The organism is Streptomyces sp. NWU339 (genome assembly GCF_003143855.1).
Lineage (GTDB): Bacteria > Actinomycetota > Actinomycetes > Streptomycetales > Streptomycetaceae > Streptomyces.
This window is the reverse complement of record NZ_QFRK01000023.1, coordinates 112,435-137,715: the sequence shown is the minus strand read 5'-3', so window position 1 is coordinate 137,715 and position 25,281 is coordinate 112,435. Positions and strand designations below refer to the sequence as shown.

The window sequence follows — 25,281 nt, the reverse complement described above, 5'->3', positions numbered from 1 at the left end:
CCCCGGGACCGACCCGGACCGCTGCGGCTTCACCATCGCCCTCCAGACCGCCCGTGACCAGGTAATCCAGGCCGCCGGCGTCATCGTGGACGCCACCGACCCAGTCGGCACCATCGGACGCCGCGTCCTGGCCGCACTCCTGCCGTCCCGTCGCCCCCGCGTGAGCACCCGCAAGGTCAAATCACCGATCTCCCGGTACAACGAACGACACAATGACGGCAGACCCGATCACAGCCGCACCGTCACCAGCCTCGACGTCAGTGTCCTCGAACCTTCAGAACCGCGGCCCGCGCTGCCCACCGCCTCCCGGGACGACCGGCATGCCGCCCCCGCCGAGCGCCGCAGACACCGAATCCTGGCCCTGCTCGAAGAAGACCCCACCCGCCTGTGGAGACCCCGCGACATCGCGGCTCACTTCGGCGACGTCACCCTGGACACCATGTACAGGCAACTCTCCAGATGGGCCGAGAGCGGACTCATCCACAAGATCGGCCCCGGCCTCTACACCGCCACACCTTGGTCACCAACTCCCTTGCAGTGACATGAAGATCGCTAACTACCCGGCCTTGGGTCAAGGCCCAAGCCGGAAGTTGCGGGTTGATGATCTGCAAGCCCTTATGTGTGCAGCGCCCGGGCGTACCTGCTCCGTCAGCGGCGGTAGCAGTACGAATCCGAGGAGGCGTCGCCGCCCTGCAGACGTATCTGGTGCACGCGCAGGCCGAGGAAGTCCGGGCCGTGCGGGAAGAAGCGGCTGTCGACGGAGAGCCCGCCGTGCGCGGTGTCGGCGTCGAGTTTGACCATCCACGGGTCGATGCCCGCGGGATAGAGCTGCGCGTCCCAGGCGGCGTACAGGGAGTTCGTCAGGTACACGCGCCGCCCGTCGCGGCTGAGCTCGACCATCTGCGCTCCGCCGGTCAGCGGAGTGTCCGGCTCGGCGGGATGCGGCTGTCGGCCGACGACCCCGCCAAGACGCACGGACGCCGTCTGCCTGGGATGGAACGGGTCGCTCACGTCGTACTGGAGCAGGTCGCCGGTTCCCCAGGCGGATACGTACAGCCACTGGTCGTCCACCGACAGGTCGATGTCGGTGATGAATGGGGGCACGGCGCCGAACGGCTGCAGCGCCGGGGGCAGGTCCTCCGTCTGCGCGGGCTCGGCCGGGACGGTGAGCACCTTGCGGACGGCGAAGTCCTCGCCCTCCCGGTTCCACAGCCACACCGACGCCGACAGGTCCTCCACGTTGACCACGGTGCTGGTGAACCCCCACGTGGCCTCGGGGTCGTGCGCGGGGCGCAGTTCCAGCACCATCTGGTTCTCGTCCCCCAGATCGACGCGCTGCAGGTGCCGGCCGGAGTCCAGCTCCCAGAAGTGCAGTGAGTGGCCGTAGCGGCGATCCAGCAGCAGTTCGGGGACGAGGCCGTCCTCGATCATCGAGGGGGTCCCCCACTCGCTGGTCACGGCGATGTTCTGGCGCAGGTGCCACCAGAGGTCGTAGGCGAGCCGCTGCGGTCCGCGGTCGCTCTCCCAGGCGCGCAGCACTTCGAAGCTTTCGTGGTCCAGCAGCGCGACGCCGCCGGGCCCGTCCGCCCCGTCCGCGCCGCCCAGGCAGGACAGGAACATTCCGTCGGGGCCGCAGTGGAGTGTGTGCGGGCGTGAGTATCCGGCCTTGGCGGCCAGCTCCTCGGGCTCGACCACCTTGACCAGGCGCGGACGGGCGGGATCGGGGCCGGTGTCGAAAACGTGCAGCCGGGAGGAGCGCAGTCCGGGGACGATGAGGTAGCGCCGCGCAGCGTGATGATGACCGGCATGCGCCAGCGCGCTCGAGCAGGCGTTCCAGCCGAAGTGGTGCAGCTCGTTGCCCAGGTCGGGCAGCTCGACGTGGGAGGTCACGCGGCCGTATGCGGGGGATTCGGGGTCGGTGCCGACGGTGAACAACGCGTCCGCGCGCTGTGCGGCCGGGTCGAAACCGACGACATAGGCGAGCTTCTCCGGGGGCGCGGCGACGGCGTCCGCCGGAGTGCGGTACAAGGTGGGGTCACTGTGCTCGCCGCGGTCGTGAGCGTGCTCGGTCGTCGTCATGGCTGCTCCTTACTCCCGAACGGGAGCCTGGAGCCGGGGGGCTCCCGGGAGGCAGCCGGCTCCACTCGTTCGAGATCGATATGGAGGTACCGGACATATGCGCCCTGAAGTCAGCGTTTCACAGCCCCGAAGCACTGCCAACGCGGCAGCGCGGCGGCGCGGGCCGCCTCAGCCTCCGATCCGCCGACGTGGTTTCGAAGTGCTCGCTGAGGGTTTGCGAGGCGGGTTCTGGGCTGTCTGCCGGGGTGCGAGCAGGGGGTATCCGCTGGTCGTCTGCCCAGCTTTTCCACGGGGTGCGTTCCGGTCGGACTCTGGCGGGCGGGGTGGTCAGGGACTTCAGCCAGTGGCTCGGGACACGTCTTGGCGGCACCAGCCCGCTCGGTTGGGCAGCCGACATCGAGCGCAACACCCCCGACGGCTCAACTCCCGTCGTAGAGCAGCTGGAAGGTGCCGCCTTCACCCGTCGAAGCCCGCGATCACGGTGCCGACGGGCTCTGCCCCCTTCTCGGGGGGGAGCAGCGCCTCGGGGGCGCGCGACACGGAATTCCACGATCCGGACGCCCGGCGCGAAGGCCCCAAGCGGGTGTCACTCGTGCGCGATCGCCTCCAGGACGTTCATCCGCGACGCGCGGAGGGCGGGCAGCAGCGCCGCGGCGACGCCGATCACCGCCGCACCGATGACGACCGCCACGATCGTGCCCCAGGGGATCGCGAGCGCGGTCATGCCCCGCAGTGCCAGCACCCGGTGCATGCAGACGCCCCACACCAGCCCCAGCACGAGACCCAGCACCGCGCCGAACACCGCGATCACCACCGACTCCAGCCGGATCATGCGCCGCAGCTGCCGCCGGGACAGTCCGATGGCCCGCAGCAGCCCGATCTCCCGGGTGCGCTCCACCACCGACAGCGCCAGGGTGTTGACCACGCCGAGCACCGCGATGATGATCGCCAGCCCCAGGAGGGCGTAGACGAGGTACAGCAGGACCGCGATCTGGTCGTGCACCAGGTCCTTGTAGTCGGCCTGGTCACGTACCTGGACCTGTGGATACGGGTCGAGAGCGGTCTCCAGCCGGTCACGGAGCTCATCCGCGCTCGTGCCGTCGGCGGCGTTCACGTACAGCGCGGAGTCCTGCCCGCCGGGCACGTACTTCTCGACTGCCGCGATGCCGAGGAACAGTCCGCCCTGCACACCGAAGCCCTCGCCGCTCTCCATGTCGGTGAGGGCGCCCACGGTCAGCTCGGTGCGCTGCCCGCCCGGGAACTCGACAGGGATCGTGCTGCCCGTCCGGACGCCGTGGTCCGCGGCGAATCCGGCGTCCATGGCGATACGGCCGTCGGCCAGTGCCGCCGCCGTGCCGCCGCTCGCGTAGGTGAGCCGGGCGACGTCGTCGATCCGGTGGTCGTACCCGGCGGCGGTCGTCTCGATCCTCTTCCCGTCCGGCAGCCGCACCGCCACCGGCGCGAACCGCTGCCGTACGACGACGCCCACGCCCTCCGTGTGCCGCACCTTGTCGGTGACCTCCTGGGAGAACGGCAGGAAGTTGGCGTTCTGGATGACGAAATCGGCGCCCAGCGTCCTGTCGATCTGCTCGTCGAAGGAGCGGGACATGGAGGTGCCGGCCACCGACATGCCGCCGACCAGGGCGAGTCCCACCATCAGTGCGGCGGCGGTGGCACCCGTACGGCGGGGATTGCGCAGGGCGTTGCGCTGGCTCATCCTCCCGACCGGTCCGAACAGGGCGGGGAAGGCCCCGCCCAGCACCCGGATCACCGGCCGCACCAGCAACGGACCGGCGACGACGGCCGCGATCAGGGTCAGCACGACGCCCAGCCCCAACAGGGACGCCGCCGGCCCCGTTTCGGTGGAGACGGCACAGCCCACCAGAGCGGCCGCGCCGAGCGCCCCGACGACGGAACCCACCACCGCGCGGGTACGCAACGGCCGGCCCACCCCGGCGACCTCGGCGTCGGCGAGGGCGGCCATCGGGGACACCTCTGCCGCGCGGCGGGCCGGAAGGTACGCCGCCACGAAGGTGACCCCGACCCCGACCACGTACGCCGTGACGGGCGTGCCCCACCCGATGACCATCTCCGTGGCGTTCAGGTTCATGCCGAAGACGCCCATCAGCCGGATCAGCCCGTGGGCGAGCCCGATACCGGTCGCCATGCCCAGCGTCGAGCCGAACAGGCCGAGCAGCACTGCCTCGGTGAGCACCGACCGGCGCACCTGCCGCCGGTCGGCGCCGATCGCCCGCAGCAGCCCGAGTTCGCGGGTGCGCTGCGCGATCAGCATCGAGAAGGTGTTGACGATCAGGAAGACGCCGACGAGCACGGCGATCCCGGCGAAGCCGAGCATCACGTACTTGATCACGGCGAGGAAATCGCCCAGTTCGTCGGTGGCCGTCGCGGCCTGCTCGTCGGCCGTCTCCACCCGGTAGGTGCCGGCGCCGAGCGCCTCGGTGACACGGTGGTCGACCTCCTCGGCGGTCGCACCCGGCGCCGCCTCGACGGCGATGCTCGTGGCCCGGTCCGCCGAGCCCAGCAGCTCGACGGCGGCGACCTCGGGATCGAGGAAGACGAGGGCTGCGCCCGGGTTGGGGGTGGTGAAGGCGGCGATCCCCACGACCTTGACGCGGAAGGTGCCCGGCTGAGCCTGCACCGACAGGGTGTCGCCGATCGCCACGTCCTTGGCGTCGGCGGTGTCCGCGTCCAGCACGGCCTCCCCGGCACCGCGCGGGGCGCGGCCGGAGGCCAGCTCCGCGACGCTGTGTTCGTCGGCGTACCAGGCCACCGCGCGCGTCGGTGCGCCGGTCGTCGGTCCCACCGGCTCGTTGTCGCTGTCGACGACCGTGACGTTCCCGACCCTGACGACCGGGCGGGCGGACTCGACCCCCTCGATCCTGGCCAGCCGCTCGGCGAGCGAGGCCGGCACGGTCCGGACCTGGCCGGTGGGCACAGCCGCTTCCAGGTCGTCCGGGGGTGACACGGTCACGTCGGCGGAGGTGGAGGCGAAGAGCCGGTCGAAGGTGTGGGCGACGGTGTCGGAGAAGATCAGACTGCCCGCGACGAACGCCACGGACAGGACGACGGCCAGCGCGGACAGCAGCAGTCGCCCCTTGTGCGAGAGGAAACTCCTGAGCGTCGCCTTCAGCACGGTCTCAGCCCTTGCCGGGGACCGACTCGTCGGGCCGCACGGCCCCGTCGTCGGCGAGGCCGGAGGTGAGGCCGGGAGCGAGGCCGCCGTCGTCGCTCTGGGCGCGGAGCACGTCGAACCGCTTCATCCGCTCCAGCACCGCCTCCGCCGTGGGCCGCCGCATCTCGTCGACGATCCGGCCGTCCGCCAGGAACAGCACCAGATCGGAGTGGGAGGCGGCGCCCGGGTCGTGCGTGACCATCACCACGGTCTGGTTCAGCAGGTCGACGGCCTCGCGCAGGAAGCCGAGCACCTCCAGACCGGCGCGCGAGTCGAGGTTGCCGGTCGGCTCGTCCGCGAAGATCAGCTCGGGCCGGGAGGCCAGCGCCCGCGCACAGGCCACGCGCTGCTGCTGGCCGCCGGACAGCTGGGCCGGCCGGTGCTTCAGCCGGTTCCGCAGGCCGAGTGTGTCGATGACCTGGTCCAGCCACTTCTCGTCGGGCCTCTGGCCCGCGATGTCCATCGGGAGGGTGATGTTCTCCAACGCGTTCAGGGTCGGGATGAGATTGAACGACTGGAACATGAACCCGATCCGGTCCCGGCGCAGGCGGGTCAGCTCACGGTCCTTCAACCCGGTGATCTCGGTGTCGCCGAGCCACACCTGTCCGGCCGAAACGGTGTCGAGTCCGGCCAGACAGTGCATCAGTGTCGACTTCCCGGACCCCGAGGGCCCCATCACCGCGGTGAACCGGCCGCGCGCGATGGCCACGTCCACCGTGTCCAGGGCGAGCACGGTCGTCTCGCCGGATCCGTACGCCTTGGTCAGGCCGCGTGCGCGGGCCGCGATTCCGTCCGCCGACGCGAGGCCGGGGGAGTGCTCCGCAGCAGGTGTGGACAAGGCCGCCTCCTCCGTCTGGAGATACAAGAGATATGGACATGCCGACATGTGGGCGGGCGGAGATCCGCACGTGCGGGCATGGAACCGTGCCGAGGTGCCTGCCGCGCCCGAGGCTAGTGTGACCCGCTCCACGCCAAATATCCCCCACAGGTGCAAAACCGCCCCATATCGCTGTAAGGGGCACGCTCCATGCCGGCCCTTGCCGGTGCTAGCACCTCGGCGCTAGCTTCGAGGCATGGCGAAGACCCAGCTGAACGTACGCGTGGACGAGGGCACCGCCCGAGCGGCGCGGGAGCGCGCACTGGCCCGCGGGATGAGCGTCAACCGCTACATCGAGGAACTGGTCCGGCAGGACGCCGGTGAGGTCGGCCACACCTTCGTGGAGGCCGCCGCCGACTTCATGAAGCAGTACGAGAGCGTCTTCGCCGAGGAGTTCGACGGGGCGGTGCCCGCCCGGGCGACGCCGAGAGCGGGGGAGAAGAACCCCGGGGGCCCGCGCGAAGGTCGCCGCTGATCCCTTGGACGGTCTGCGCATCGACCTCGCCTGGCTGCTGATGCTCGCCGAACAGCAGACTCCGGGGGACCCTCAGGTCACCGACTGGGGAGCCCTCGTCGCCGCCGTCGCCCGTCACGAGGCCGAGATATTCGACGTCCCCGTCTACGGCAGCCCGCAGGCCCGTGCCGCCGCGCTGCTCCAGCTGTTGCTCCACGTGCCCGCGCTGGAACGCTCCAACGCCCTGTTCGCCTCCGCCGTCGCGTACGCCTACCTCGTCGCCAGCGGCCTGAAGGTCGTGACCTCGCCGGAGCAGGTGCGCGATCTGGCCCGGCTGGTCAAGAACGGTGAGGCGTCCGTGGACGACATCGCCGCCGAGCTGCGCCGCTGGAGCGAGTGATCAGTTCCGGCCGCTCGGCGCGCCGGCCACCGCCTCGGTCACCGGTCGCCACGCGGTGCCCAGGACGCAGTACGACGTCGGCAGTTTCGGGCCGCTCTCCGGCATCAGCGTCCGCCGGTACGGGCCGAGCTCGAACCCCGCCTCCCGCAACGCGCCCACCGGGTCGCGCGCCACGTGGCAGCCACCGGCGAGCGGCGGCCACACCGTCCGGTCCAGGGCACGCTGGGTGAGGCGCATGACCCGGCCGCCGCCCCGGCCGTGCTCGAAGAACCGCACCTCGCCGCCCGGCCGCAGCACCCGCCGGAGTTCCGCGAGCGCCCGCGGCAGGTCCCGCACGCTGCACAGCACCAGGGAGACCACCGCCGCGTCGAACGCCTCGCTCTCGACCGGCAGCGCCTCCGCCGTACCCGGCGCGACATCCACCGGGACGCGGGCGCGCAGGGCGGCCTCCACGGCCAGTCGGCGCAGTACCCGTTCCGGCTCGACGGCGACGACCTCCGAGACGGTGCCCGGATAGTGAGCGAAGTTGAGGCCGTTGCCGGCGCCGACCTCGATCACCCGGCCCGACAGCCCGTCGAGCAGCCTCCGGCGCACCGCGGCCATGCCCCCGCGGGTCTCCGCGGTGACACTGAGTCGGGCGTAGCAGCGGGCGAACAACGGATGGTGCACGGGATCCCGCGCCACCTTGGCGGAGCCGGCGGACATGGGGCGCCTTCCTGCAGTGAGGAAGCCGAGAAGCCCGGGGGACGAGGACTGAGCCCCCGGGACCGGCCTTACCGCGATTGTGCCCCGTGAAGACACCTCGCATCCCTTGCCCCGGGTCCCGTCACGTCCCCCGCCCCCGGCGTGCCTCCCGCACCTGGAACGCCTCCGCGTCCCAGGTGCCGTCCAGCCGGGGTGCCAGCCAGTGCGGTGCCGAGGCCCGGAAGCCGGCCGGGGCGAGGGTGGCCGCCCCGGCCGGCACCGCGCCCAGCAGCGGGACCCCCGTCACGTCCGGCAGGTCCTGCAGGTTGCAGCGCGAGGCCAGATCGGGCTCGGCGGGCCAGCTGCCGATCACCACACCCGCCGGGGTGAGCCCGCGCGAGCGCAGGTGGCAGGCCGTCAGCTCCGCGACGTTCAGGGTGCCCAGGCCCGCCGACACCACCACCAGCACCGGCGCCGCCAGCAGTGCCGCCGCGTCCGCGAGCGTCCCGCCGGCCGCGTCGAACCGTACGAGCAGTCCGCCGGCGCCCTCCACCAGCACCAGGTCGTGCTCGGTGGCCAGCTTGGCGGCCGCCTCGGCCACGTCGTGCGGATGCACCGGCGCCCGGCCGGCCCGGCGGGCGGCGGTGGCGGGCGCCAACGGGTCCGGGTACCGGGCGATCTCGGTGGCCGTGACGGCACCGGCGAGCCGGGTGATCTCCTCGGCGTCTCCGGGTTCGTCCGGCGCCACACCCGTCTGCGCCGCCTTCAGCACGGCCACCGACCGGCCCGCCGCCAGCGCCGTCGCGGCGACCGCCGCCGTCACCACCGTCTTGCCGACCTCGGTGCCCGTGCCCGTGATCACCAGTACCGGCATGTCATCCTTCCTGAGTGGCCGCAGCCGCAGCGCACACCGCGCGTGCGATCCGGGCCACGTCCGTGTCACCGGTGACGTACGGCGGCATGGTGTAGATCAGATCGCGGAACGGCCGCAACCACACACCCTCGCGCACCGCGGCCCGTGTGGCCGCCTCCATGTCCACGGCGTGATCGAGCTGGACGACGCCGATGGCGCCGAGGACCCGCACGTCACGGACGCCCGGCAGGTCCGCCGCCGGGCTCAGCCCCTCCCGCAGGCCCGACTCGATGCGCTTGACCTCCGCGAGCCAGTCCTGTCCGAGCAGCAGCTCGATCGAGGCGCAGGCCACGGCCGCCGCCAGCGGATTGCCCATGAAGGTCGGACCGTGCGCCAGCACCGGTACCTCGCCGCGCGAGATGCCGTTGGCCACCCGCGCGGTGCACAGCGTCGCCGCCATGGTCAGGTAGCCGCCGGTCAGAGCCTTGCCGACACACATCACATCCGGGGTCACGGCCGCGTGCTCCGCCGCGAACAGCGCGCCGGTGCGCCCGAACCCGGTCGCGATCTCGTCGAACACCAGCAGCACGTCGTGCGCGTCGCACGCCTCGCGCAGCACCCGCAGATACGCGGGGGAGTGGAAGCGCATCCCGCCCGCGCCCTGCACCACCGGCTCCACGATCACCGCGGCCAGTTCCCCGGCGTGCCGCCCGATCAGCTCCCGCAGACGGTCGGCGTACGCCTCCTCGTACTCGGCGGGCGGGGCCTCGGCGAACACCTGCTCCGGCAGGGCCCCGGTCCACAGCTCGTGCATCCCGCCCTCGGGATCGCAGACCGACATCGGCTGCCAGGTGTCGCCGTGGTAGCCGCCCCGCCAGGTCAGCAGCCGCCGCTTCGCGGGCCGCCCGAGCGAACGCCAGTACTGCAGGCACATCTTGACGGCGACCTCGACGGACACCGAGCCGGAGTCGGCGAGGAAGACATGCTCCAGCCCGTCGGGTGACATGTCGACAAGGAGCTTCGCCAGCCGGACGGCGGGTTCGTGCGTGAGCCCGCCGAACATCACATGGCTCATCCGCCCGAGCTGGTCGGTCGCGGCCTCGTTCAGCACCGGGTGGTTGTAGCCGTGGATCGCCGACCACCAGGACGCCATCCCGTCGACCAGCTCGCCCGAGCCGTCGGCGAGCCTGAGCCGCACCCCGGTCGCCGACTCCACGACCAGTGGCTCCCCGCGTCCCGGCATGGGCCCGTACGGATGCCAGACGTGCCGCCGGTCCAGCTCGAGCAGCTCGGGCACGGACCGCTCAGGCATTGGGAGCGAGATCCGTTCCGGCGCCCCGGCGGCGGACCGCGACGAGATCGGTACGCGGCCCCTCGGCCCGGCCGGCCCCCTCCGCGGCCGTCTCGGCACCCGCGGGCGCCTCCGTCTCCGCGCACCCACCGGAGGACGACGTCCCCGCGCACGCTCCCGCACCCGCGGGTGCCGTACCGCAGATCCCGCCGCCGTCGTGCGACCCGCACCCGCCCGCCCGGTGCTCGGGCAGGGTCACCTGGTCGGTGCCCTCCACCTCGAACCCGGCGTCCGCGATCATCTCCAGGTCGGCCCGTCCCGCCTGGCCCTCGCTGGTGAGGTAGTCGCCGAGGAAGATCGAGTTGGCCAGGTGCAGCGCGAGCGGCTGCATCGTGCGCAGGTGCACCTCCCGGCCGCCCGCGATCCGCACCTCGACGTCCGGGCACACGAACCGCACCATCGCCAGGATCCTGAGGCACCGCTGCGGGGTGAGGTTCCACTCCTCGGCGAGCGGCGTGCCCTCGAACGGGATCAGGAAGTTCACCGGCACCGAGTCGGGGTCCAGCTCGCGCAGCGAGAACACCACGTCGACCAGATCCGTGTCGCTCTCACCCATGCCGGCGATCAGCCCGGAGCAGGCGGACAGGCCGGCCGCGTGCGCCTTGTGCACGGTGTCCACCCGGTCGGCGTACGTGTGCGTCGTGGTGATGTCCCCGTAGGTGGCCTCGGAGGTGTTCAGGTTGTGGTTGTAGGCGTCCGCCCCCGCCTCGCGCAGCCGCTCCGCCTGGCCGTCGGAGAGCAGACCGAGACAGGCGCACACCTCGACGCCCTCGTTGCCCTCCTTGATCGCCTTGATGGTGTCGGAGACCCGGTCCACGTCACGGTCGGTCGGGCCCCGGCCGCTGGCCACCAGGCACACCCGCTTGGCGCCGCCCGCCAGCCCGGCCGCGGCCGCCTCCGACGCCTGCTCCGGCTTGAGCCAGGTGTACTTGAGGATGTCGGCCTTGGAACCGAGCCGCTGGGAACAGTAGGAGCAGTCCTCCGGGCACAGGCCCGACTTGAGGTTGACCAGGTAATTGAGTTTCACCCGTCGGCCGAACCAGTGCCGCCGCACCTTCCCGGCCGCGGTCACCACGTCGAGCAGGTCGTCGTCGGACGTCCCGAGGACGGCCAGCGCTTCCTCGCGGGTCGGCGTCTCGCGCCGAAGCCCCTTGTCCACCAGCGTGTTCAGCAGGTCCATCGGTCTCCTATGAGGGAACCACCAGCTTCGGCCGGTGGGAGAATTGCTTCCTGAGTCGGTGGTAGATCCCGTTTGTCCCGCAAGGGATAGGTTCGGGCTGGACCGCAACCCTCGGGTTGGAAGCCCCCTCCTCAGGTGGGGAGCGGAGTCACGAGAGCCGATCCTGTCCCACGGAGTGTCTCGGGCCAAGGAGAGTCTCCACAAATCCACACGCACTGACGTGTGGATATTGCCACACCATGGGCGGTTGCCTCTGGGGCTAGGGTCTGGGCATTGCCTACAAAGCCCCGGAGGACCCATGGCGTTCGACTGGATCGGCGAACAGGCGGAGCTGCGGCGCCGGGCCGGACTCGTACGGACCCTGCGCCCGCGGGCCGCCGACGTGCCGCTCCTCGATCTGGCGAGCAACGACTACCTGGGTCTGGCCCGCCATCCGGAGGTCACCGAGGGCGCGGCACGGGCCGCGCGGACCTGGGGCGGCGGGGCGACCGGGTCCCGGCTCGTCACCGGCACCACCGAACTGCACACCGCGCTGGAACGCGAACTGGCGGACTTCTGCGGCTTCGAGGCGGCCCTCGTCTTCTCCTCCGGCTACGCGGCCAACCTGGCCGCCGTCACCGCGCTGGCCCCGCACGGCTCGCTGATCGTGTCCGACGCGGGCAACCACGCCTCGCTGATCGACGGCTGCAGGCTGGCCCGCGGCGGGACGCGGGTCGCGGCGCACGCCGACCCGGACGCCGTACGCAAGGCGCTGGACGGGCACGACGGACCGGCCGTCGTGGTGTCCGACACGGTCTTCTCGGTCGACGGGGACGCCGCCCCGCTCACCGCGCTGGCCGAGTCCTGCCGGGAGCACGGCGCGGGACTGGTGCTCGACGACGCCCACGGCCTCGGGGTGCTCGGCGACGGCGGACGCGGCGCCCCGCACGCGGCCGGACTCGCCGGCGCCGACGACGTCGTCGCGACGGTCACGCTGTCCAAGTCGCTCGGCAGCCAGGGCGGGGCGGTGCTCGGCCCGGCACGGGTCGTCGAACACCTCGTCAACGTGGCCCGGACGTTCATCTTCGACACGGGCCTCGCCCCCGCGGCCGTCGGCGCCGCGCTGTCGGCGCTCCGGCTGCTGCGCCGGGAGCCCGGGCGTGCCGCCCGGGCGGGCGAGGTGGCGCGTGAACTGCACGGACGGCTGACGGCCGCGGGTCTTCGAGCGGTGCGTCCCGACGCCGCGGTCGTCTCCGTGCGCGCCCCGTCCCCGGAGCAGGCCGTGCGATGGGCGGCCGACTGCCGGGCGGCCGGCCTGTCCGTGGGCTGCTTCCGTCCTCCTTCCGTGCCCGACGGCATCTCACGGCTCAGACTGACCGCCCGCGCGGACCTGTCCGGGGCCGAGATCGAGCGCGCTGTACAGGTGGTCGGCGAGACGCGGCCATGAGTCGGCGGGGCACGGCCGTGGGTCGCTCGACGACGGACGGCTCGGCTGGTGGTGCCGGACGGGTGGTCGGGGCGGTGGTGCTACCGGTCAGCGGACCGCGGCCACGAACTTGGCCCAGCTCCCGGGGGAGATGAGCAGCGCGGGCCCGGCCGGGTCCTTGGAATCGCGTACGGCGAGCAGCCCGGCACCCGGTCCGGTGGCCGGCCGGGCCGTCTCGACGCAGTTGTTCGCGCCCGTGCTGTAGCTGCTGCGCAGCCACCGCACACCGTGCAGGTCGGTGCTGGAGGGAAGGGTCCGAGGCGGTGCGGGCATCGTGCCTCCTTACGCGCCGGCAGCTGTCCCGGCGATGAAATCCAACGAGTCCTCGGGCGAAAGGGCGTGGATCGAAAGGACGTTGAAAGCCTCCGAGTACACCCGGAGGTCTTCTTTCCGCTCGAGATAGAGGCTACTCGTCAAGTGGTCGAGAACTACAACATCCAGATCGGAAGTGCGCGAGAATGAGAAGATTACGAAAGGGCCGGTGACGCCGATGTGCGCCCCTGCCGTGAACGGCAGGATCTGGAGCCGCACTTGGGGAAGGCGTGCCGCCTCCACCAGCCGGTTCAGCTGCCGGGTCATCACGCCGGGACCGCCGACCTCCCGGCGCAGCACCGCCTCGTCCAGGACGGCGGCCAGCTCCAGGGGCGGCTCCGTCCGCAGCACGTCCTGCCGGGCCAGCCGCACTTCCACCAGCGTGTCCAGCCGCTCCTTCGAGGCGCCCTCCAGAGCGGCCTCGGTCACCGCCCGCGCGTACTCGGGTGTCTGCAGCAGCCCGGGAACCACCGTGGTCTCCAGGGTGCGCATCGCACTGGCCTGGGACTCCAGGCTGATGAAGTCCCGGTAGGTGGGCGGCAGTACCCCCCGGTACGCGTGCCACCAGTGATGCCGTCCACCGCTGTCGTCGGATCCCGCCAGCACCAGCAGAAGCTCCCGCAGCTGACGGTCCGCCAGGCCGTAGGCGTCGAGCAGTAACCGCACGTCGGCCGGTTTCACCCCGCTCGTGCCCGTCTCGATCCGGCTCACCTTCGACTGGTGCCAGCCCACCAGGCGGGCCGCCTCGCCACTCGTGAGCCCCGCCGACGCGCGCAGCGAGCGCAGTTCGGCACCCAGTTTCCGGCGGCGTACCGCGGGACCGTGCTGCATCGTTTCCCCTTACTCCCCATGAGCCGCCCACATACGGTCTCTCGTCGCAGAGTTCACCGATTTGAGCGACAGATATATGCATATCTCGGCCGTATCGTCGCCCACACCCTGCGGTGATGGCACTCTGGCGACGAAGCATCAGTGCGGGACCGTACTCGAATCAGCCGCTCCGTGCCGGACCGTGGACCCGTGGGAAAGGGACGACGTCGCCATGGCAGACCATCTGGAAGCATCCATCACTCTGCCGAGCGATCCAGCCTCGGTATCCGCCGCGCGCGCCCATGTGGTGGACACGCTGGCGGAGTGGGGCATGCCGGCGGACACGGAAGTGTCCGACACCGTGCGGCTGATCGTGTCCGAACTGGCCACCAACGCCGTGCAGCACACCCTCGGGCAGTCACCCACGTTCACGGTGGACATCGCCCTCGACCACGACGAGCGGTTGCGCATCGGAGTCACCGACAGCCATCCGAGGTATCCCAAGCGGCTCCCCGCCGCGGTCCAGCAGGACAACGGCCGGGGGCTGGTCATCATCCGCTGGCTGACCGCGGAACGCGGCGGCAGGATGAGGGTCCGCCCCACCAGGGAGGGCGGCAAGACCATCTTCGTCGTGCTCCCGTGGGCCGTCCCGGCCGAGCCGGTCACGGCGGCGGGACAGCAGGAGCCGTAGGGGCCACGACGGAACAGCGCAGCCCCCGTCGCGTCGGTGACCGTCCGAGGGGGTGACGGGGCGGCGGCAGGGGGAATGCGGCCGCCCCCCCCGCGGGTCAGTTGACCCGGCCGTACCAGACGCTGCGGGTCCAGATCTTCTGCAGGCGTACCACGTCCCCGGTCTTCGGGGCGTGCCAGATCTTGTTCTGACCCGCGTAGATGCCGACGTGGTAGATGTTTTGGCCCGAATGGAAGAACACCAGGTCGCCCGCCTTGCGGTTGGAGGCCGAGACCTGGCGTGTCTTGTTGTACTGCTGGGCTGCGGTGCGCGGCAGGTGCTTGCCCGCCTTCTTGAACGAGTAGAGGGTCAGGCCGGAGCAGTCGAAGCGGGACGGCCCGGTGGCGCCCCACCGGTAGGGCGAACCCTTCTTGGAGGCCGCGACCTGGAGGGCCTTGGCGGCCGTACTCGCGGCCGCCGCCTCCGAGGCGGCACCGGGAACCACGAGTGAGCCGCCCACGGCGGCGAGGGTCAGGGCCGAGGCCGTGCCGGCCCGGGCCATGAGAGACGGGACACGATTGAGCGCGGTCATGCGCAACCCTTCGTCAGCCGCCTGTGAAGGATGACCTGTCGGATTCGGGCTGGCGAAGTTGCCCGGCCGCACACGTGCGGCTTCACCCCAAGGGCTGCTCGGAACGGGAACTCCCGCTCCGGCGACCCGTCGTGCTCGGGTCCTCCACTCCTGCCGATCCACTCCTGTCGACCGGTCATCCGGGCGGCGGCAGGACTCGGCGTCCGCCCGGATCGCCCCGCCGCGGCGGCGGGGGCTTGTCGTCAGTGAGCGATCTTGGCAACGGTTGGCCCGAAATCCCACCGGAGCCGGGGGTTTGTGTTGTTACTCACCACTCATCCGTTCGGGTGGACAGCGCTGTGTTCGGGCTGCCGTCCAGAGCACCGAGGAGCTCCGGACCAGCATCGGAATACTTGATTCCGAAAGGGGGCGCGCGCGGTGCGCAACCTTGGCGGCCCGAAAAGAAGTCGTGCATCTACGCCGCTTGGGGGTAAGTCATTTGGTCCGTTTCAACCCCGGTGCGGACATGCCACCGGCGCACGCCCCGCCCGGGCCGGTAGGGGTGTCAACTGCCGGAGCCCGGCGGCAGGATGACACGGGCCGTGCGCCGCTCGCCGTCCAGCACCCGCAACGCACGGGCCAGGGTGGCGGTGTGCAGCTCGGTCTCGCCGCGCCTGTGCATCAGGGCCAGCGCGTCGCGCAGGGCGACGGCCTTGCCGACCAGTGCCTGCGCGGCACGCAGTCCCCGGTAGGTGTCGCCGCCGCGGGCCGGGTTGATCCGGCCGAGCAGGTCGACGGCCTCGAGGTAACGGTCGATCAGCTCGGCCTCGGCGCGGGTCAGCGCGGGCAGCGGTGGCAGCTCGGGTGGCAGCATCGGCGGCTCACCTCGTGCCGGGGGCGGGCCGCCGGCCCTCGCGGGCGGTCACGATCCGGTCCGCGAGGCCGTAGTCCACCGCCGCCCGGGCGTCGAGGACCGTGTCCCGCTCGATGTCCGACCGTGCCTGCTCCGGGGTGCGGTGGGTGTGCCGGACCAGCATCTCCTCGATCCGGGCCCGAACGCGTGTCAGCTCCTCGGCCTGGACGGCCAGGTCGCCGGCCCGGCCCTCCACCGGCTCCGTCAGCGCGGGCTGATGAAGTACCAGCCGTGCCCCGGGCAGTACGTACCGCTTGCCCGGCGTCCCGGCTGCCAGCAGCAGGGCGGCTGTCCCGGCCGCCTGGCCCAGGCAGACCGTCTCCACCTCGCAGGCGATGTAGCGCAGGGTGTCGTGGATCGCCGACATGGCGTGGAAGGAGCCGCCGGGCGAGTTGACGTAGAGGGAGATGTCCCGGTCGGGGTCCCGGTGCTCCAGGTACATGAACTGGGCGATCACGTCGTTCGCGGAGGTCTCGTCGATCGGTGTCCCGAGGAGCACGATCCGCTCCTCCATCAGCTTCGAGTACGGATCCGTGCTCCGGCGCCCGGACACCGTGTGTTCGGTGAACTCGGGCAGGACGTGGCGGGCGGACGGTCGGGTCATGGGAGCCCCTCCTCATGACAGCTGTCTGTAAAAAATGTACAGGACGTACGTCACGTTATGATGGGGGCATGGCCTACGAGATTCCGGTGACGCAAGCCAGGGCTGAACTCGCCGACCTGATCAACCGCGTGGTGTACGGCGGTGAGCGCGTCGTCGTGACCCGGCACGGAAAGCCCCTCGTCGCCCTTGTGTCCGCCGATGACCTGCGACGACTCGAGCAGCTCCAGGAGCTCGACGCGCGACGGGAGCCCACCGGGGATCAGGTGGTCAGCACGGTTTCCGGCGTCCACGAGGCGGCGTCCGCTTCACGCGAACAGCAGCGCTTCGGCATCGCCGCGGAGCACCGCGGAACGGCCACTTCGTAAGTCGCCGAGAAGACCCCGGAAACGGAACCGTGCACCCCCGCCGCAGCGGCGGGGGTGCACGGTTCCGTTTCCGGGCGGGGCCGGTCAGCTCAGCGGCATCCGCGGCAGCCGGCGCTTCTCCGCCGCCTTGCGCTCGGCGTCCTCCGCCTTGGCGACGGCCGCGTACTGGTCGACGTACTCCTGCTCGGACAGGCTCAGGATGGTGTACATGATCTCGTCGGTGACGGCGCGCAGTATCGCCTTCTCGTCCTCCATGCCGGCGTAGCGCGAGAAGTCGAGGGGCTTGCCGAAGCGGATCACCACCGGGTGGATGCGGGGGAGGACCTTCCCGGGCGGCTGCGCCTCGAAGGTGCCGATCATCGCGCAGGGGATCACCGGGATGCCGGCCTTGAGGGCCATCACCGCGACCCCGACCTTGCCCTTGTAGAGACGCCCGTCGTGCGACCGGGTGCCCTCCGGGTAGATACCGAGCAGTTCCCCCCTGCTCAGCACTCCGAGGCCCTCCCGGATCGCGGCCTGCCCGGCGTCCTTGCCGGAGCGGTCGACCGGGATCTGCCCCGCGCTGCGGAAGAAGAACGCCGTCAGCCGGCCCTTGACGCCGGGGCCGGTGAAGTATTCGGCCTTGGCGAGGAAGGTGATGCGCCGTTTGAGTATCGCGGGCATCAGGAAGTGGTCCGAGAACGACAGATGGTTGCCGGCGACGATGGCGGCACCGGACGACGGCACGTGCTCCAGGCCCTCTATTCGAGGCCGGAAGACCAGTCGCAGCAGCGGGCCCAGCAGCACGTATTTGAGAAAGTAGTAGAACACGGCTCGTTCCTCACTTCACCAGGTCCGCTTCGGCTCGGGGTTTTCGCAGGTCAAGTCTATGATCCAGGGTGTCGGCCCACGCGCATCCGCAGGCATCTGCAACCGCGTTCGACCGGGCACATGCTGACCCTTCGCCGACTTTACTGACATCTCGTCAGCCGTGAGGTGCCGGCGTCCGAGGTGCCTGCCTCGCATGGTTGCCGGTCAGGTGCCTTCGCTGTGCGCCGTCGTGTCAACCGTCGCACCGGTGCGCAACGACACAACCGAACGGGGGAAGGCCCCCTTGCCGGCTGCATCGCGTTCGGGTGCTCCCCGCGCACCGGCTCCCAGCATGGCGGATGGGGATTTCGGCGAGGGCGGGATCGGATCCCGGTATCGCCCTGCTTCGGGCCGGCGGTTCAGGCCCGCGCGAACCCCGGCGGGTCGAGGGCCTCGACGATGCGGGCCGCCGCCTCGCCGAGGGCTCGCCGCTGCTCGGGCGTGAGGCTGTCGAACACGTAACGACGCACGGCGTCGACATGCTCGGGCGCCGCGGCGGCGACCTTGCACCACCCCTCGTCGGTCAGCCCGGCGAGGGTGTACCGGCCGTCGGTGGGGTCCGGGACGCGCCGCACCCAGCCGGCCTTCTCCAGGCGTGACACGACACGCGACAGGTGGGAGAGCGTCATGTTCGCGACGGTCGCGAGCTCGCTGAGCCGGAGCGTCGAGAATGCAGGCCCCCGGAATTAATTTAAAGCTCAACATGTTGGAGGGCGGAAAACATCTCCCTACCTGAAGGACGCCCCCATGGGCCTGCTCACCCGCCGCGCCACCGCTCCCGCCCCGGCCTCCGACTCGGCCTCCGCCCCGGCCATCGCCCGGTTGACCGGCGTCTGGACCCTCGACCCCGCGCACAGCAGCATCGCCTTCGTCGCCCGGCACGCCATGATCACCAAGGTCCGYGGCACCTTCGAAGACTTCGACGGCCGCCTGTACCTGGACGGCCAGCACCCCGGCCGCTCCACCGCCGACGTGACCCTCAAGGCCGCCAGCCTCAACACCCGCCAGAAGCAGCGCGACCAGCACCTGCGCAGCGCCGACTTCTTCCACGTCGAGGCCCACCCCGAACTGTCCTTCCGCGGCACCTCCGTGCAGCAGCTCTCCGCGGACACCTACCGCCTGACCGGCGACCTGAGCATCAAGGGCGTCACCCGCCCGGTCGTCCTGGGACCTGACCCACACCGGCACGGCGACCGATCCCTTCGGCAACGAGCGCGCCGGTTTCGAGGGCTCCACCACGGTCGACCGCACCGACTGGGGCCTGACCTGGAACAGCGTGCTGGAGACCGGCGGCGTGCTGGTCGGCGAGAAGGTGAAGCTGGAGTTCGACGTCTCCGCGATCCGCGCCGCCTGACCACCGCCTCCGCGTGCGGGGGCCGGTCCGGGCGGGGAAGTGGGGCGGCCGGCGGCGGCTCCCGGAGGGGCGAGGTGGTCCGCCCTGTTGACAGGGCGCCGGTGCGCGGGTGGCCGTCGCCTGGGCTCATCGACGGCCTGTGGCCGCCGACACGCCGCTCGCGGCACTGCGCCCGGCCGGCCGCGACCGGCATGGCCCGCCCCCGTCGGGCTGTGGGGGTGCTACTGGTCAAACCCGGCGGAAAATGGCATTCTGCATTTCGTGCAACATTCAACCAATTCGGGGAGGAGGCCGCCGACCCCGCCTCCCGGGTGGCCGGCGCTGGCGCGCCTGRTCAGATCCGTGGCCGCCCGCCAGGGCGGGCGCCTCCTGTCCCACGGCGGCAAGAACCTGAYCGCCGCGCTGCTCGCCTGGCAGGCGASCGCCCCGTGGGGGCAGGGGCGGCCCCAGTTCCTGGCCGTCGCCACCGCCCTGCTCGTGGTCAACACCTCGACGGTGCACCACTCGGTGACCGAGGCCGCGCGCCGGATCGCCGTCCAGGTGGCGGGGGCTGCCCTGGCCATCGCCACCGCCTGGTGGCTGGGTCCCACCGCCGGAAGCATCATGGTGGTCCTCGCCGTCGTCCTGGCCACCCGCGGACGCCGGATGTTCGACGACCATCTTCAGGTCGCCTCGACCGCGCTGGTCACCTTGGCCGTCGTAGCGGCGATGCCGGTGCGTGACCTCGTCCTCCTGGCGCTGGCCACCGCGGCCGGGGCAGTCGTAGGGACGGCCGCCCATGCCCTGATCCTGCCTCCGGTGTACGTGGACGACTCCCGTGCCGCGGTGCGCCGGCTGGCCCGGGCCACCAGCCTGCTGCTGTGCGACATGGGCCGCGGCCTGCGCGAGCACCAGCGGGCCGGCCACGCGCGGGTCTGGCTGTCGAGGGCGCGCCAGCTCGAGGTGGAGATCGCCGAGGCGCAGGACCAGGTGCGGCTGGCCGAGGACAGCCTGCGCTGGAACCTCCGCTGCTCCGTACACGGGCCCCGGCGGCCCGGAACCGGCGGCCATGCGCTCCTCGTCCTGCACGGGATATCACTGCAGGTGCGMGGGATCGCCCGGACCCTGGTCGACACCGTGGACGCCCCCCGGGACGACTTCCGCCTGGGACAGTCGTTCACCGACCAGTACGCCCGGACGCTCGAGCTGGCCGGACAGGCCGTGCAGGACTTCGCCGAAGGGAGCCGGGCGGCCGATCCGGAGCACGCCGACGCCGGCAGACGGCTGCGCACCGCGCTCGACCAGGCCCAGGGCTGGCATGACCGCATGACCGGACTCGTGGCACGCGGCGCCCTGASCGAACCCGGAGCCTGGCACATCTACGGATCGCTGGTCACCGACGCGGAACGGCTCCTGTCCGACCTGGACCGCGCCGGGGCAGCAGAGCCGATGGCCCCGGTGACGCCGATGACGAAGAGCGYGCCCACCACCCGGTTCCCCCGCTTCTGACCGCCCGGCCCGCCGTCTCGCAGGCCCACCCGTCCTGCCGGGACGGCCGGTGGACCGGCTCGGTGCAGCGGCGGGGCGGCACCGTGTGCCGCTCGAAAAGTCATCGCCACAGATCAGGCGGCGTTTCTGTACTCGTTGATGAGATCACCGAGGACCCGGGTGCACAGCAGTCTGCGGCTGCTGAGGTGGTGGGCCGCGGCGGGGTGCTCCTGAGCGTTGGGTGGTAGCTGGTCGCGGGCCTGGTGGGGCCGGTGCTCGTTGTGGTGGGCCTGGTGGCCGACGTCAAGCCTGAGATCGTCGATCACTCTCCTGATTGCTCAGAGGGTGGTGTCCGTCTCCTCGGCCAGCGCCTGCAGGAGGTGGTCCTGGAACGCCTCGTCGTGGACTGCGCGGTGCGGCTGCAGTCGCCGGCGGTGGTACCAGTACCCGCCGGTGGTCAGGACCTGGGGGTCGTCGCCGGAGGCGAGCCACTCCTGCGTCTGATGGCCGAGCTCGAGATCGTCCGGTGCGTGCGGTCCGCCCATCTTCGTCGGTACCCAGCCCGGATCCACGGCGTTGCTCAGCACTCCGGGGCGCAGGCGAGCCACCGCGGCCGCGAGCGTCGTGACGAACAGCTTGCTGTCGGAGTACGAGCCTGCGCTCTCGCCCCGCCAGTCGACCCCGGTGAGCGAGGGGCGCCCACCGAAATGCGAGCCACTGCTCAGGTACACCAGTCGGCGCGGCCCGCGCAGCAGGGTCGTGAGCAGGTACGGTGCGATGATGTTGACCGGCATGACCGCCGGTCCGCTCCACACGCCGGCGTTGTGGATGACCGCGTCGAGCGGCTCCGCGTCGTTCAGCTCTGTGGCGATGCGCCGTACGGCGTCACGCTCGGTGAGATCGCCGACCACGAGGTGGGCCCCCCGGTCGACCAGCGCGTCGAGGACCGCCGCGCGTTCCCGGTTCCGGGCGTGCACCACCACGTCATGTCCCGCGGACAACAGGGAATCCGCCGCGGCACGTCCGAGACCGTCTGCCGAACCGGTCACCAGGATCCGACTCACGATCGCACCGTCCCTCGGGCACGCGAGGTTCCGGTGGGTGCCGCGACCTCGGGCGCGAGTGCCGCTCGCATCGTCGCCAGAGGCGTGGTCACGCCGAGAGTCGCATGGACGGTCGGCTCGGTGCGATTCCGGACGTCCTCGAACAGGACGTCGCCGGTGAACCGGTTGGCTGGGGCCTTGACGGCGGACTGCTGTGTAACGAGTTCCACGATCTCTCCCGGATGGTCGGGGGTGCGGGGCCTGTCGGCGACGCTTGCCCAGCCGGCTGTTCATGGACTGCCCGGTCTCGGTGATACGGACGGGTTCCTGACCGGCCGCAGTTGATATGAGAGGAGCAAGGGCGGGCTGTTTCAGACGGTTCGGCCGCCGTCGACGACGAGGGCGGTTTCGGTGCTGAAGGCGGCCCCCTCGGAGGAGAGCCACAGCATGGGGAGGCGATTTCCTCGGGCTTGTCCAGGCGGCCGACGGGTTCGTCGGCGATGAGTCCCTCGCGGCCGCCGGGCCGGCTGTCGCCGAAGCGGCGGATCACCTCGGTGCCGATGATGCCGGGGCAGACGGCGTCGATGCGTATGCCCGCGGCCGCGTGGTCGAGGACGGCGCCCCTATGAGCCGCTCGCCCCGGCTCCACCGAGGGGAGGGGTGCGGGCAAGCGGCTCGGCAGCGGGGTCACACCTGCAGCAGGGTCTTGATGGCGCGGCGTTCGTCCATGGCACGGTAGGCCTCGGCGGCCCGGTCGAGGGGGAGGGCGAGGTCGAAGACCTTGCCGGGATCGATCCGGTGGTTCCAGACCAGGTCGATCAGCTCGGGCAGGTACTGCCGCACCGGGGCCGGGCCGCCGTGCAGGTGCACGTGGGAGAAGAACAACTTCTGACCGTCCAGTGCCACGTTGTGGGAGACGCCCACGTAGCCGACGTGCCCGCCGGGGCGGGTGGAACCGATGGCCTGCCACATCGACTGCTGGGTGCCGACCGCCTCGATGACCGAGTGCGCGCCCAGCCCGCCGGTCAGTTCCTTGATCCTCGCCACGCCGTCGTCGCCGCGTTCGGTGACGATGTCGGTGGCACCGTACTCCAGGGCGAGCTCCTGGCGCGGCGCGTGGCGGCTCATGGCGATGATCCGCTCCGCGCCGAGCCGCCGGGCGGCCAGTACCGCGAGCAGACCGACCGCGCCGTCGCCGACGACCGCGACCGTCTTGCCGGGACCGGCCTGGGCGGCCGCCGCGCCGAACCAGCCGGTGCCGAGCACGTCGGAGGCGGCCAGGAGGCTGGGGACCAGGTCGTCGTCGGGAATGCCGGGGGTGGCGACCAGGGTGCCGTCGGCGAGCGGGACGCGCAGCCGCTCCGCCTGGGCGCCGAGCGCGCCCATGGGCTCGCGGTGGACGCAGGAGGACTGGTAGCCGGCCCGGCAGATCTCGCAGGTGTTGTCGGAGGCGAAGAACGAGCCGACCACGAACTGGCCGGGCCTGATGTTCGTCACCTCGCCGCCGACCTCCTCCACGACGCCCACGTACTCGTGGCCCATCGGGGCCGGGCCCCGGACGGGCTCGATCCCACGGTAGGGCCACAGGTCCGACCCGCACACGCAGGTCGCCGACAGGCGGATCACCGCGTCCGTCGGTGAGACGATCCCCGGGTCCTCGCGCTGCTCCACCCGGACATCCCCGGGGGCGCGCATCACGACACCGCGCATGGCTGCTGCTCCTTACCTGCTGTGATCGGTCGAGGGGCGGACCCAGGGGTTCCCGACCATGGAAGGCCGAGTACCGAGGCAGAGAATGCAGGGCGCCGCCGGGCGGCCCCGCGGTCACCCGTTTCACCCGCCCAGGCGGCCTGTGCCCAGGGCCGCGCTCTCCTCCTGCCCCGCCGCGGGCGCGGGCAGGAGGAGATCCGCACCACCCAGGTACCCGGTTTTCCGTGCGGGCGGACAGGCTCTGCTTCACCATCTGGGAACAGGTCACCGGCAGCACCGGCCTGGCCGGGGCGGCCTGACCCGGCACACCGGCCAGGCCGCAACACGCCCCGGCACGCCCCCCCGGCCGCTCACACCCCGTCAACGTGACGACGTCTCTCGGCCACATACGCTGACGACGACGGAACCGAGAAGCTCCAGGTCGCGGGAGGCCTCCTTCGCCGAGGTCGAGCAGGTGTCGACCGAGCGTGCCGCGGGGCGGATCGCCGCCGAGATGATCAGACCGTGCCCTCCCGACGCGGTCGACCGGTGACGGCCTGCTCGGTCTCCTCGCCGAGGGTCATCACCACCCCCGACCTGCCTTTCGTACCTTCGGTCTGCCGTTTCGCCGGATACCGGTTTCGACCGTCCGATCTGGGTACTGACGGGTTTCATGACGCACACTCTGCTCACCGGCCCGTGGGTGCTCGTCGGATACGCGGCCGACCGGGTGTCGGAGGGCGATCTGGCGGCGGCGCGGGCGCAGATGGGTTTCTCCCTCGCCTGGCACATCATCGTGGCCTGTCTGGGCGTCGGGCTCCCGGCGCTGACGCTGCTCGCCGAGTGGTACGGCATCCGCACCGGCAGCCCGGCGCACCGTTTGCTGGCCCGCCGCTGGGCGCGTGCCATGGGGGTGCTGTTCGCCGTGGGCGCCGTGTCCGGCACGATCCTCAGCTTCGAGATGGGACTGCTGTGGCCCGGCCTGATGGGAAGGTTCGGTCAGGTGATCGGGCTGCCCTTCGCGCTGGAGGGCATCGCCTTCTTCGTGGAGGCGATCTTCCTGGGCATCTACCTGTACGCGTGGGACCGGCTGCCACCCCGCCGCCATCTGCTGGTCGGCCTCCCCATCGTGATCGCGGGCACCGCGTCGGCGTTCTTCGTCGTGTGCGCGAACGCCTGGATGAACCAGCCGCGCGGCTTCACCCTGCGCGAGGGCAAGGTGGTCGACGTCGATCCGTGGGCGGCGATGCTCAACCCGGCCAGCCCGCCGCAGACCGTGCACATGATTCTGGCGGCCTTCATGGTCGCGTCGTTCCTGACCGCCGCCGTGTACGCCGTGGCCATGCTGCGCGGGCGCCGCGACACCTACCACCGGGCCGGGTTCTTCATCCCGTTCACGCTGGGCGCGATCGTGACACCGTTCCAGATCGTCGTGGGCGACTGGGCGGCACGCTTCCTGGCCGACTACCAGCCGACCAAGCTCGCGGCCGCCGAAGGCGTCTACCGCACCGGTTCGCACGTACCGCTGACGATCGGCGGCGTCGCGGGTGACAACGGGCTGAAGTACGGCCTGGAGATCCCCAACGGGCTGTCGCTGCTGATCGGTTACCATCCCGACACTGTCGTCAAGGGCCTCGATCGTGTGCCGCCCGCCCAGCATCCGCCGGTCACCGGCGTGCACTGGGCGTTCGACCTGATGGTCGCCGTCGGCTTCTTCCTGCTCGCCCTCGGCGTGTGGTTGCTGTGGGCGTGGTGGCGCCGTCGCCGCACCGGCGGCGAACTGTCCACCCCCCGCCTCTTCCTGGCGCTGGCCGCGGTCGGCGGCCCGGCCGCGGTGGTGGCCCTCGAATGCGGCTGGACCGTCACGGAGCTGGGCCGTCAGCCTTGGATCGTGTGGGGCCTGATGAGCGTGCGCGATGCCGTCAACCCCGCTCCCGGTCTGATGACCGGACTGTGGCTGGTGCTTGTGGTGTACGCCGCGATGACCGTCGCGACCGTCTACGTCCTGCGCCGCCTTGCCCGGGGCACCCCGGTGCCGCGCGCACCGCAGGAGGAGGACGTCACCGGTTATCCCGTCGTGTGATTCTCCCGCAGCCCG

The 25,281-nt window shown here is 71.4% G+C and carries 26 protein-coding genes, 2 pseudogenes and 1 riboswitch; of the genes and pseudogenes, 9 read left to right on the top strand and 19 right to left on the bottom strand.

From position 1 onward, the window contains the following. Positions 1-541: helix-turn-helix domain-containing protein (locus DIZ27_RS25425; RefSeq protein WP_181383684.1), on the top strand; the 541-nt coding region annotated here is incomplete at its 5' end. Between the two features lie 107 nt (positions 542-648). Here DIZ27_RS25425 and DIZ27_RS25420 read toward each other — a convergent pair. The 3 genes from DIZ27_RS25420 to DIZ27_RS25405 all read right to left on the bottom strand — a co-directional run bounded on the left by DIZ27_RS25420 (position 649) and on the right by DIZ27_RS25405 (position 6,110). Then, on the bottom strand, positions 649-2,079 hold the full coding sequence (locus DIZ27_RS25420) for a selenium-binding protein SBP56-related protein (protein ID WP_109380765.1): 1,431 nt from the start codon (positions 2,077-2,079) through the stop codon (positions 649-651). Between the two features lie 586 nt (positions 2,080-2,665). Further along, entirely contained in the window at positions 2,666-5,233 is a 2,568-nt protein-coding gene (locus DIZ27_RS25410; protein ID WP_109380764.1) for an ABC transporter permease, read from the bottom strand. Positions 5,234-5,237: 4 nt separating this feature from the next. Continuing rightward, on the bottom strand, positions 5,238-6,110 hold the full coding sequence (locus tag DIZ27_RS25405) for an ABC transporter ATP-binding protein (RefSeq protein ID WP_258308536.1): 873 nt from the start codon (positions 6,108-6,110) through the stop codon (positions 5,238-5,240). 235 nt (positions 6,111-6,345) lie between these two features. Here DIZ27_RS25405 and DIZ27_RS25400 point away from each other — a divergent pair, with 235 nt between their 5' ends. Both DIZ27_RS25400 and DIZ27_RS25395 read left to right on the top strand, forming a co-directional pair. Then, positions 6,346-6,624 carry a toxin-antitoxin system HicB family antitoxin gene (locus tag DIZ27_RS25400; RefSeq protein ID WP_109380763.1) on the top strand — a complete coding sequence of 93 codons (279 nt, stop codon included), beginning with the start codon at positions 6,346-6,348 and terminating at the stop codon, positions 6,622-6,624. 4 nt (positions 6,625-6,628) lie between these two features. After that, entirely contained in the window at positions 6,629-7,003 is a 375-nt protein-coding gene (locus DIZ27_RS25395; RefSeq protein ID WP_109380762.1) for a fic family toxin-antitoxin system, toxin component, read from the top strand. On the opposite strand, the gene DIZ27_RS25390 is transcribed toward DIZ27_RS25395, so the two are convergent. The 4 genes from DIZ27_RS25390 to bioB form a co-directional block, all read right to left on the bottom strand. Beyond that, positions 7,004-7,708 (bottom strand): class I SAM-dependent methyltransferase, encoded by a 705-nt coding sequence (locus DIZ27_RS25390; protein WP_109380761.1) that lies wholly within the window; start codon positions 7,706-7,708, stop codon positions 7,004-7,006. Positions 7,709-7,829: 121 nt separating this feature from the next. Then, a complete protein-coding gene (gene bioD, locus DIZ27_RS25385; RefSeq protein ID WP_109380760.1) occupies positions 7,830-8,561 on the bottom strand; it encodes a dethiobiotin synthase in 732 nt (243 codons plus the stop codon). 1 nt (position 8,562) lies between these two features. Continuing rightward, positions 8,563-9,852 carry an adenosylmethionine--8-amino-7-oxononanoate transaminase gene (locus DIZ27_RS25380; RefSeq protein ID WP_109380759.1) on the bottom strand — a complete coding sequence of 430 codons (1,290 nt, stop codon included), beginning with the start codon at positions 9,850-9,852 and terminating at the stop codon, positions 8,563-8,565. Further along, a complete protein-coding gene (bioB, locus tag DIZ27_RS25375) occupies positions 9,845-11,071 on the bottom strand; it encodes a biotin synthase BioB (protein ID WP_109380758.1) in 1,227 nt (408 codons plus the stop codon). Before bioB ends, DIZ27_RS25380 begins: the two co-directional genes overlap by 8 nt. A gap of 298 nt (positions 11,072-11,369) precedes the next feature. On the opposite strand from bioB, the gene DIZ27_RS25370 reads away from it, so the two are divergent. Continuing rightward, positions 11,370-12,497, top strand: a complete 1,128-nt coding sequence (locus tag DIZ27_RS25370) for an 8-amino-7-oxononanoate synthase (protein WP_109380757.1) — start codon at positions 11,370-11,372, stop codon at positions 12,495-12,497. Positions 12,498-12,584: 87 nt separating this feature from the next. Here DIZ27_RS25370 and DIZ27_RS25365 read toward each other — a convergent pair whose 3' ends face one another. Together DIZ27_RS25365 and DIZ27_RS25360 are read right to left on the bottom strand one after the other, a co-directional pair. Further along, positions 12,585-12,809 (bottom strand): DUF397 domain-containing protein, encoded by a 225-nt coding sequence (locus DIZ27_RS25365; protein ID WP_109380756.1) that lies wholly within the window; start codon positions 12,807-12,809, stop codon positions 12,585-12,587. A 9-nt stretch (positions 12,810-12,818) separates the two neighbouring features. Next, on the bottom strand, positions 12,819-13,679 hold the full coding sequence (locus DIZ27_RS25360; protein WP_109380755.1) for a helix-turn-helix transcriptional regulator: 861 nt from the start codon (positions 13,677-13,679) through the stop codon (positions 12,819-12,821). 211 nt (positions 13,680-13,890) lie between these two features. Here DIZ27_RS25360 and DIZ27_RS25355 point away from each other — a divergent pair, with 211 nt between their 5' ends. Beyond that, entirely contained in the window at positions 13,891-14,349 is a 459-nt protein-coding gene (locus DIZ27_RS25355; protein WP_109380784.1) for an ATP-binding protein, read from the top strand. Between the two features lie 97 nt (positions 14,350-14,446). Here DIZ27_RS25355 and DIZ27_RS25350 read toward each other — a convergent pair whose 3' ends face one another. The 3 genes from DIZ27_RS25350 to DIZ27_RS25340 all read right to left on the bottom strand — a co-directional run bounded on the left by DIZ27_RS25350 (position 14,447) and on the right by DIZ27_RS25340 (position 16,416). Further along, the gene (locus DIZ27_RS25350; protein ID WP_109380754.1) at positions 14,447-14,920 is read right to left on the bottom strand and encodes a C40 family peptidase; all 474 of its coding nucleotides are present in this window, start codon (positions 14,918-14,920) and stop codon (positions 14,447-14,449) included. Between the two features lie 3 nt (positions 14,921-14,923). After that, positions 14,924-15,132, bottom strand: a riboswitch (cyclic di-AMP (ydaO/yuaA leader). 332 nt (positions 15,133-15,464) lie between these two features. Continuing rightward, positions 15,465-15,773: a hypothetical protein gene (locus DIZ27_RS25345; RefSeq protein ID WP_109380753.1), complete on the bottom strand. Its 309-nt coding sequence runs from the start codon at positions 15,771-15,773 to the stop codon at positions 15,465-15,467. Between the two features lie 7 nt (positions 15,774-15,780). Continuing rightward, positions 15,781-16,416, bottom strand: coding sequence for an ATP-dependent Clp protease proteolytic subunit (locus DIZ27_RS25340; RefSeq protein WP_109380752.1), 636 nt, complete (start codon positions 16,414-16,416; stop codon positions 15,781-15,783). 68 nt (positions 16,417-16,484) lie between these two features. Here DIZ27_RS25340 and DIZ27_RS25335 point away from each other — a divergent pair, with 68 nt between their 5' ends. Beyond that, positions 16,485-16,781: a type II toxin-antitoxin system Phd/YefM family antitoxin gene (locus DIZ27_RS25335; RefSeq protein WP_109380751.1), complete on the top strand. Its 297-nt coding sequence runs from the start codon at positions 16,485-16,487 to the stop codon at positions 16,779-16,781. 84 nt (positions 16,782-16,865) lie between these two features. Here the strand turns inward: DIZ27_RS25335 and DIZ27_RS25330 are convergent, their stop codons facing one another. The 3 genes and pseudogenes from DIZ27_RS25330 to DIZ27_RS47360 all read right to left on the bottom strand — a co-directional run bounded on the left by DIZ27_RS25330 (position 16,866) and on the right by DIZ27_RS47360 (position 18,526). Continuing rightward, positions 16,866-17,591 carry a 1-acyl-sn-glycerol-3-phosphate acyltransferase gene (locus DIZ27_RS25330; RefSeq protein ID WP_109380750.1) on the bottom strand — a complete coding sequence of 242 codons (726 nt, stop codon included), beginning with the start codon at positions 17,589-17,591 and terminating at the stop codon, positions 16,866-16,868. A 398-nt stretch (positions 17,592-17,989) separates the two neighbouring features. Beyond that, positions 17,990-18,280: pseudogene (locus DIZ27_RS25325) on the bottom strand (MarR family winged helix-turn-helix transcriptional regulator); the annotation flags it as partial. 78 nt (positions 18,281-18,358) lie between these two features. Continuing rightward, complete coding sequence (locus DIZ27_RS47360) at positions 18,359-18,526, bottom strand: hypothetical protein (protein WP_258308537.1); 168 nt, start codon at positions 18,524-18,526, stop codon at positions 18,359-18,361. Between DIZ27_RS47360 and DIZ27_RS25320 the strand changes: the two are divergent. Next, positions 18,453-18,984, top strand: a pseudogene (locus DIZ27_RS25320) (YceI family protein). The gene DIZ27_RS47360 and the pseudogene DIZ27_RS25320 overlap by 74 nt on opposite strands. Before the next feature lie 342 nt (positions 18,985-19,326). Beyond that, entirely contained in the window at positions 19,327-20,472 is a 1,146-nt protein-coding gene (locus DIZ27_RS25315) for a hypothetical protein (protein WP_109380748.1), read from the top strand. A gap of 113 nt (positions 20,473-20,585) precedes the next feature. Here DIZ27_RS25315 and DIZ27_RS25310 read toward each other — a convergent pair whose 3' ends face one another. The 4 genes from DIZ27_RS25310 to DIZ27_RS25290 form a co-directional block, all read right to left on the bottom strand. Further along, positions 20,586-20,777, bottom strand: coding sequence for a hypothetical protein (locus DIZ27_RS25310; protein ID WP_109380747.1), 192 nt, complete (start codon positions 20,775-20,777; stop codon positions 20,586-20,588). A 12-nt stretch (positions 20,778-20,789) separates the two neighbouring features. Further along, complete coding sequence (locus DIZ27_RS25305) at positions 20,790-21,515, bottom strand: SDR family NAD(P)-dependent oxidoreductase (RefSeq protein WP_109380746.1); 726 nt, start codon at positions 21,513-21,515, stop codon at positions 20,790-20,792. Further along, on the bottom strand, positions 21,512-21,724 hold the full coding sequence (locus tag DIZ27_RS25300; protein ID WP_109380745.1) for a hypothetical protein: 213 nt from the start codon (positions 21,722-21,724) through the stop codon (positions 21,512-21,514). Before DIZ27_RS25300 ends, DIZ27_RS25305 begins: the two co-directional genes overlap by 4 nt. Positions 21,725-22,181: 457 nt before the next feature. Beyond that, positions 22,182-23,204 (bottom strand): zinc-dependent alcohol dehydrogenase family protein, encoded by a 1,023-nt coding sequence (locus DIZ27_RS25290; RefSeq protein WP_109380744.1) that lies wholly within the window; start codon positions 23,202-23,204, stop codon positions 22,182-22,184. A 652-nt stretch (positions 23,205-23,856) separates the two neighbouring features. Here DIZ27_RS25290 and DIZ27_RS25280 point away from each other — a divergent pair. After that, complete coding sequence (locus DIZ27_RS25280) at positions 23,857-25,266, top strand: cytochrome ubiquinol oxidase subunit I (protein ID WP_109380742.1); 1,410 nt, start codon at positions 23,857-23,859, stop codon at positions 25,264-25,266. The last annotated feature ends 15 nt before the right edge of the window (positions 25,267-25,281 follow it).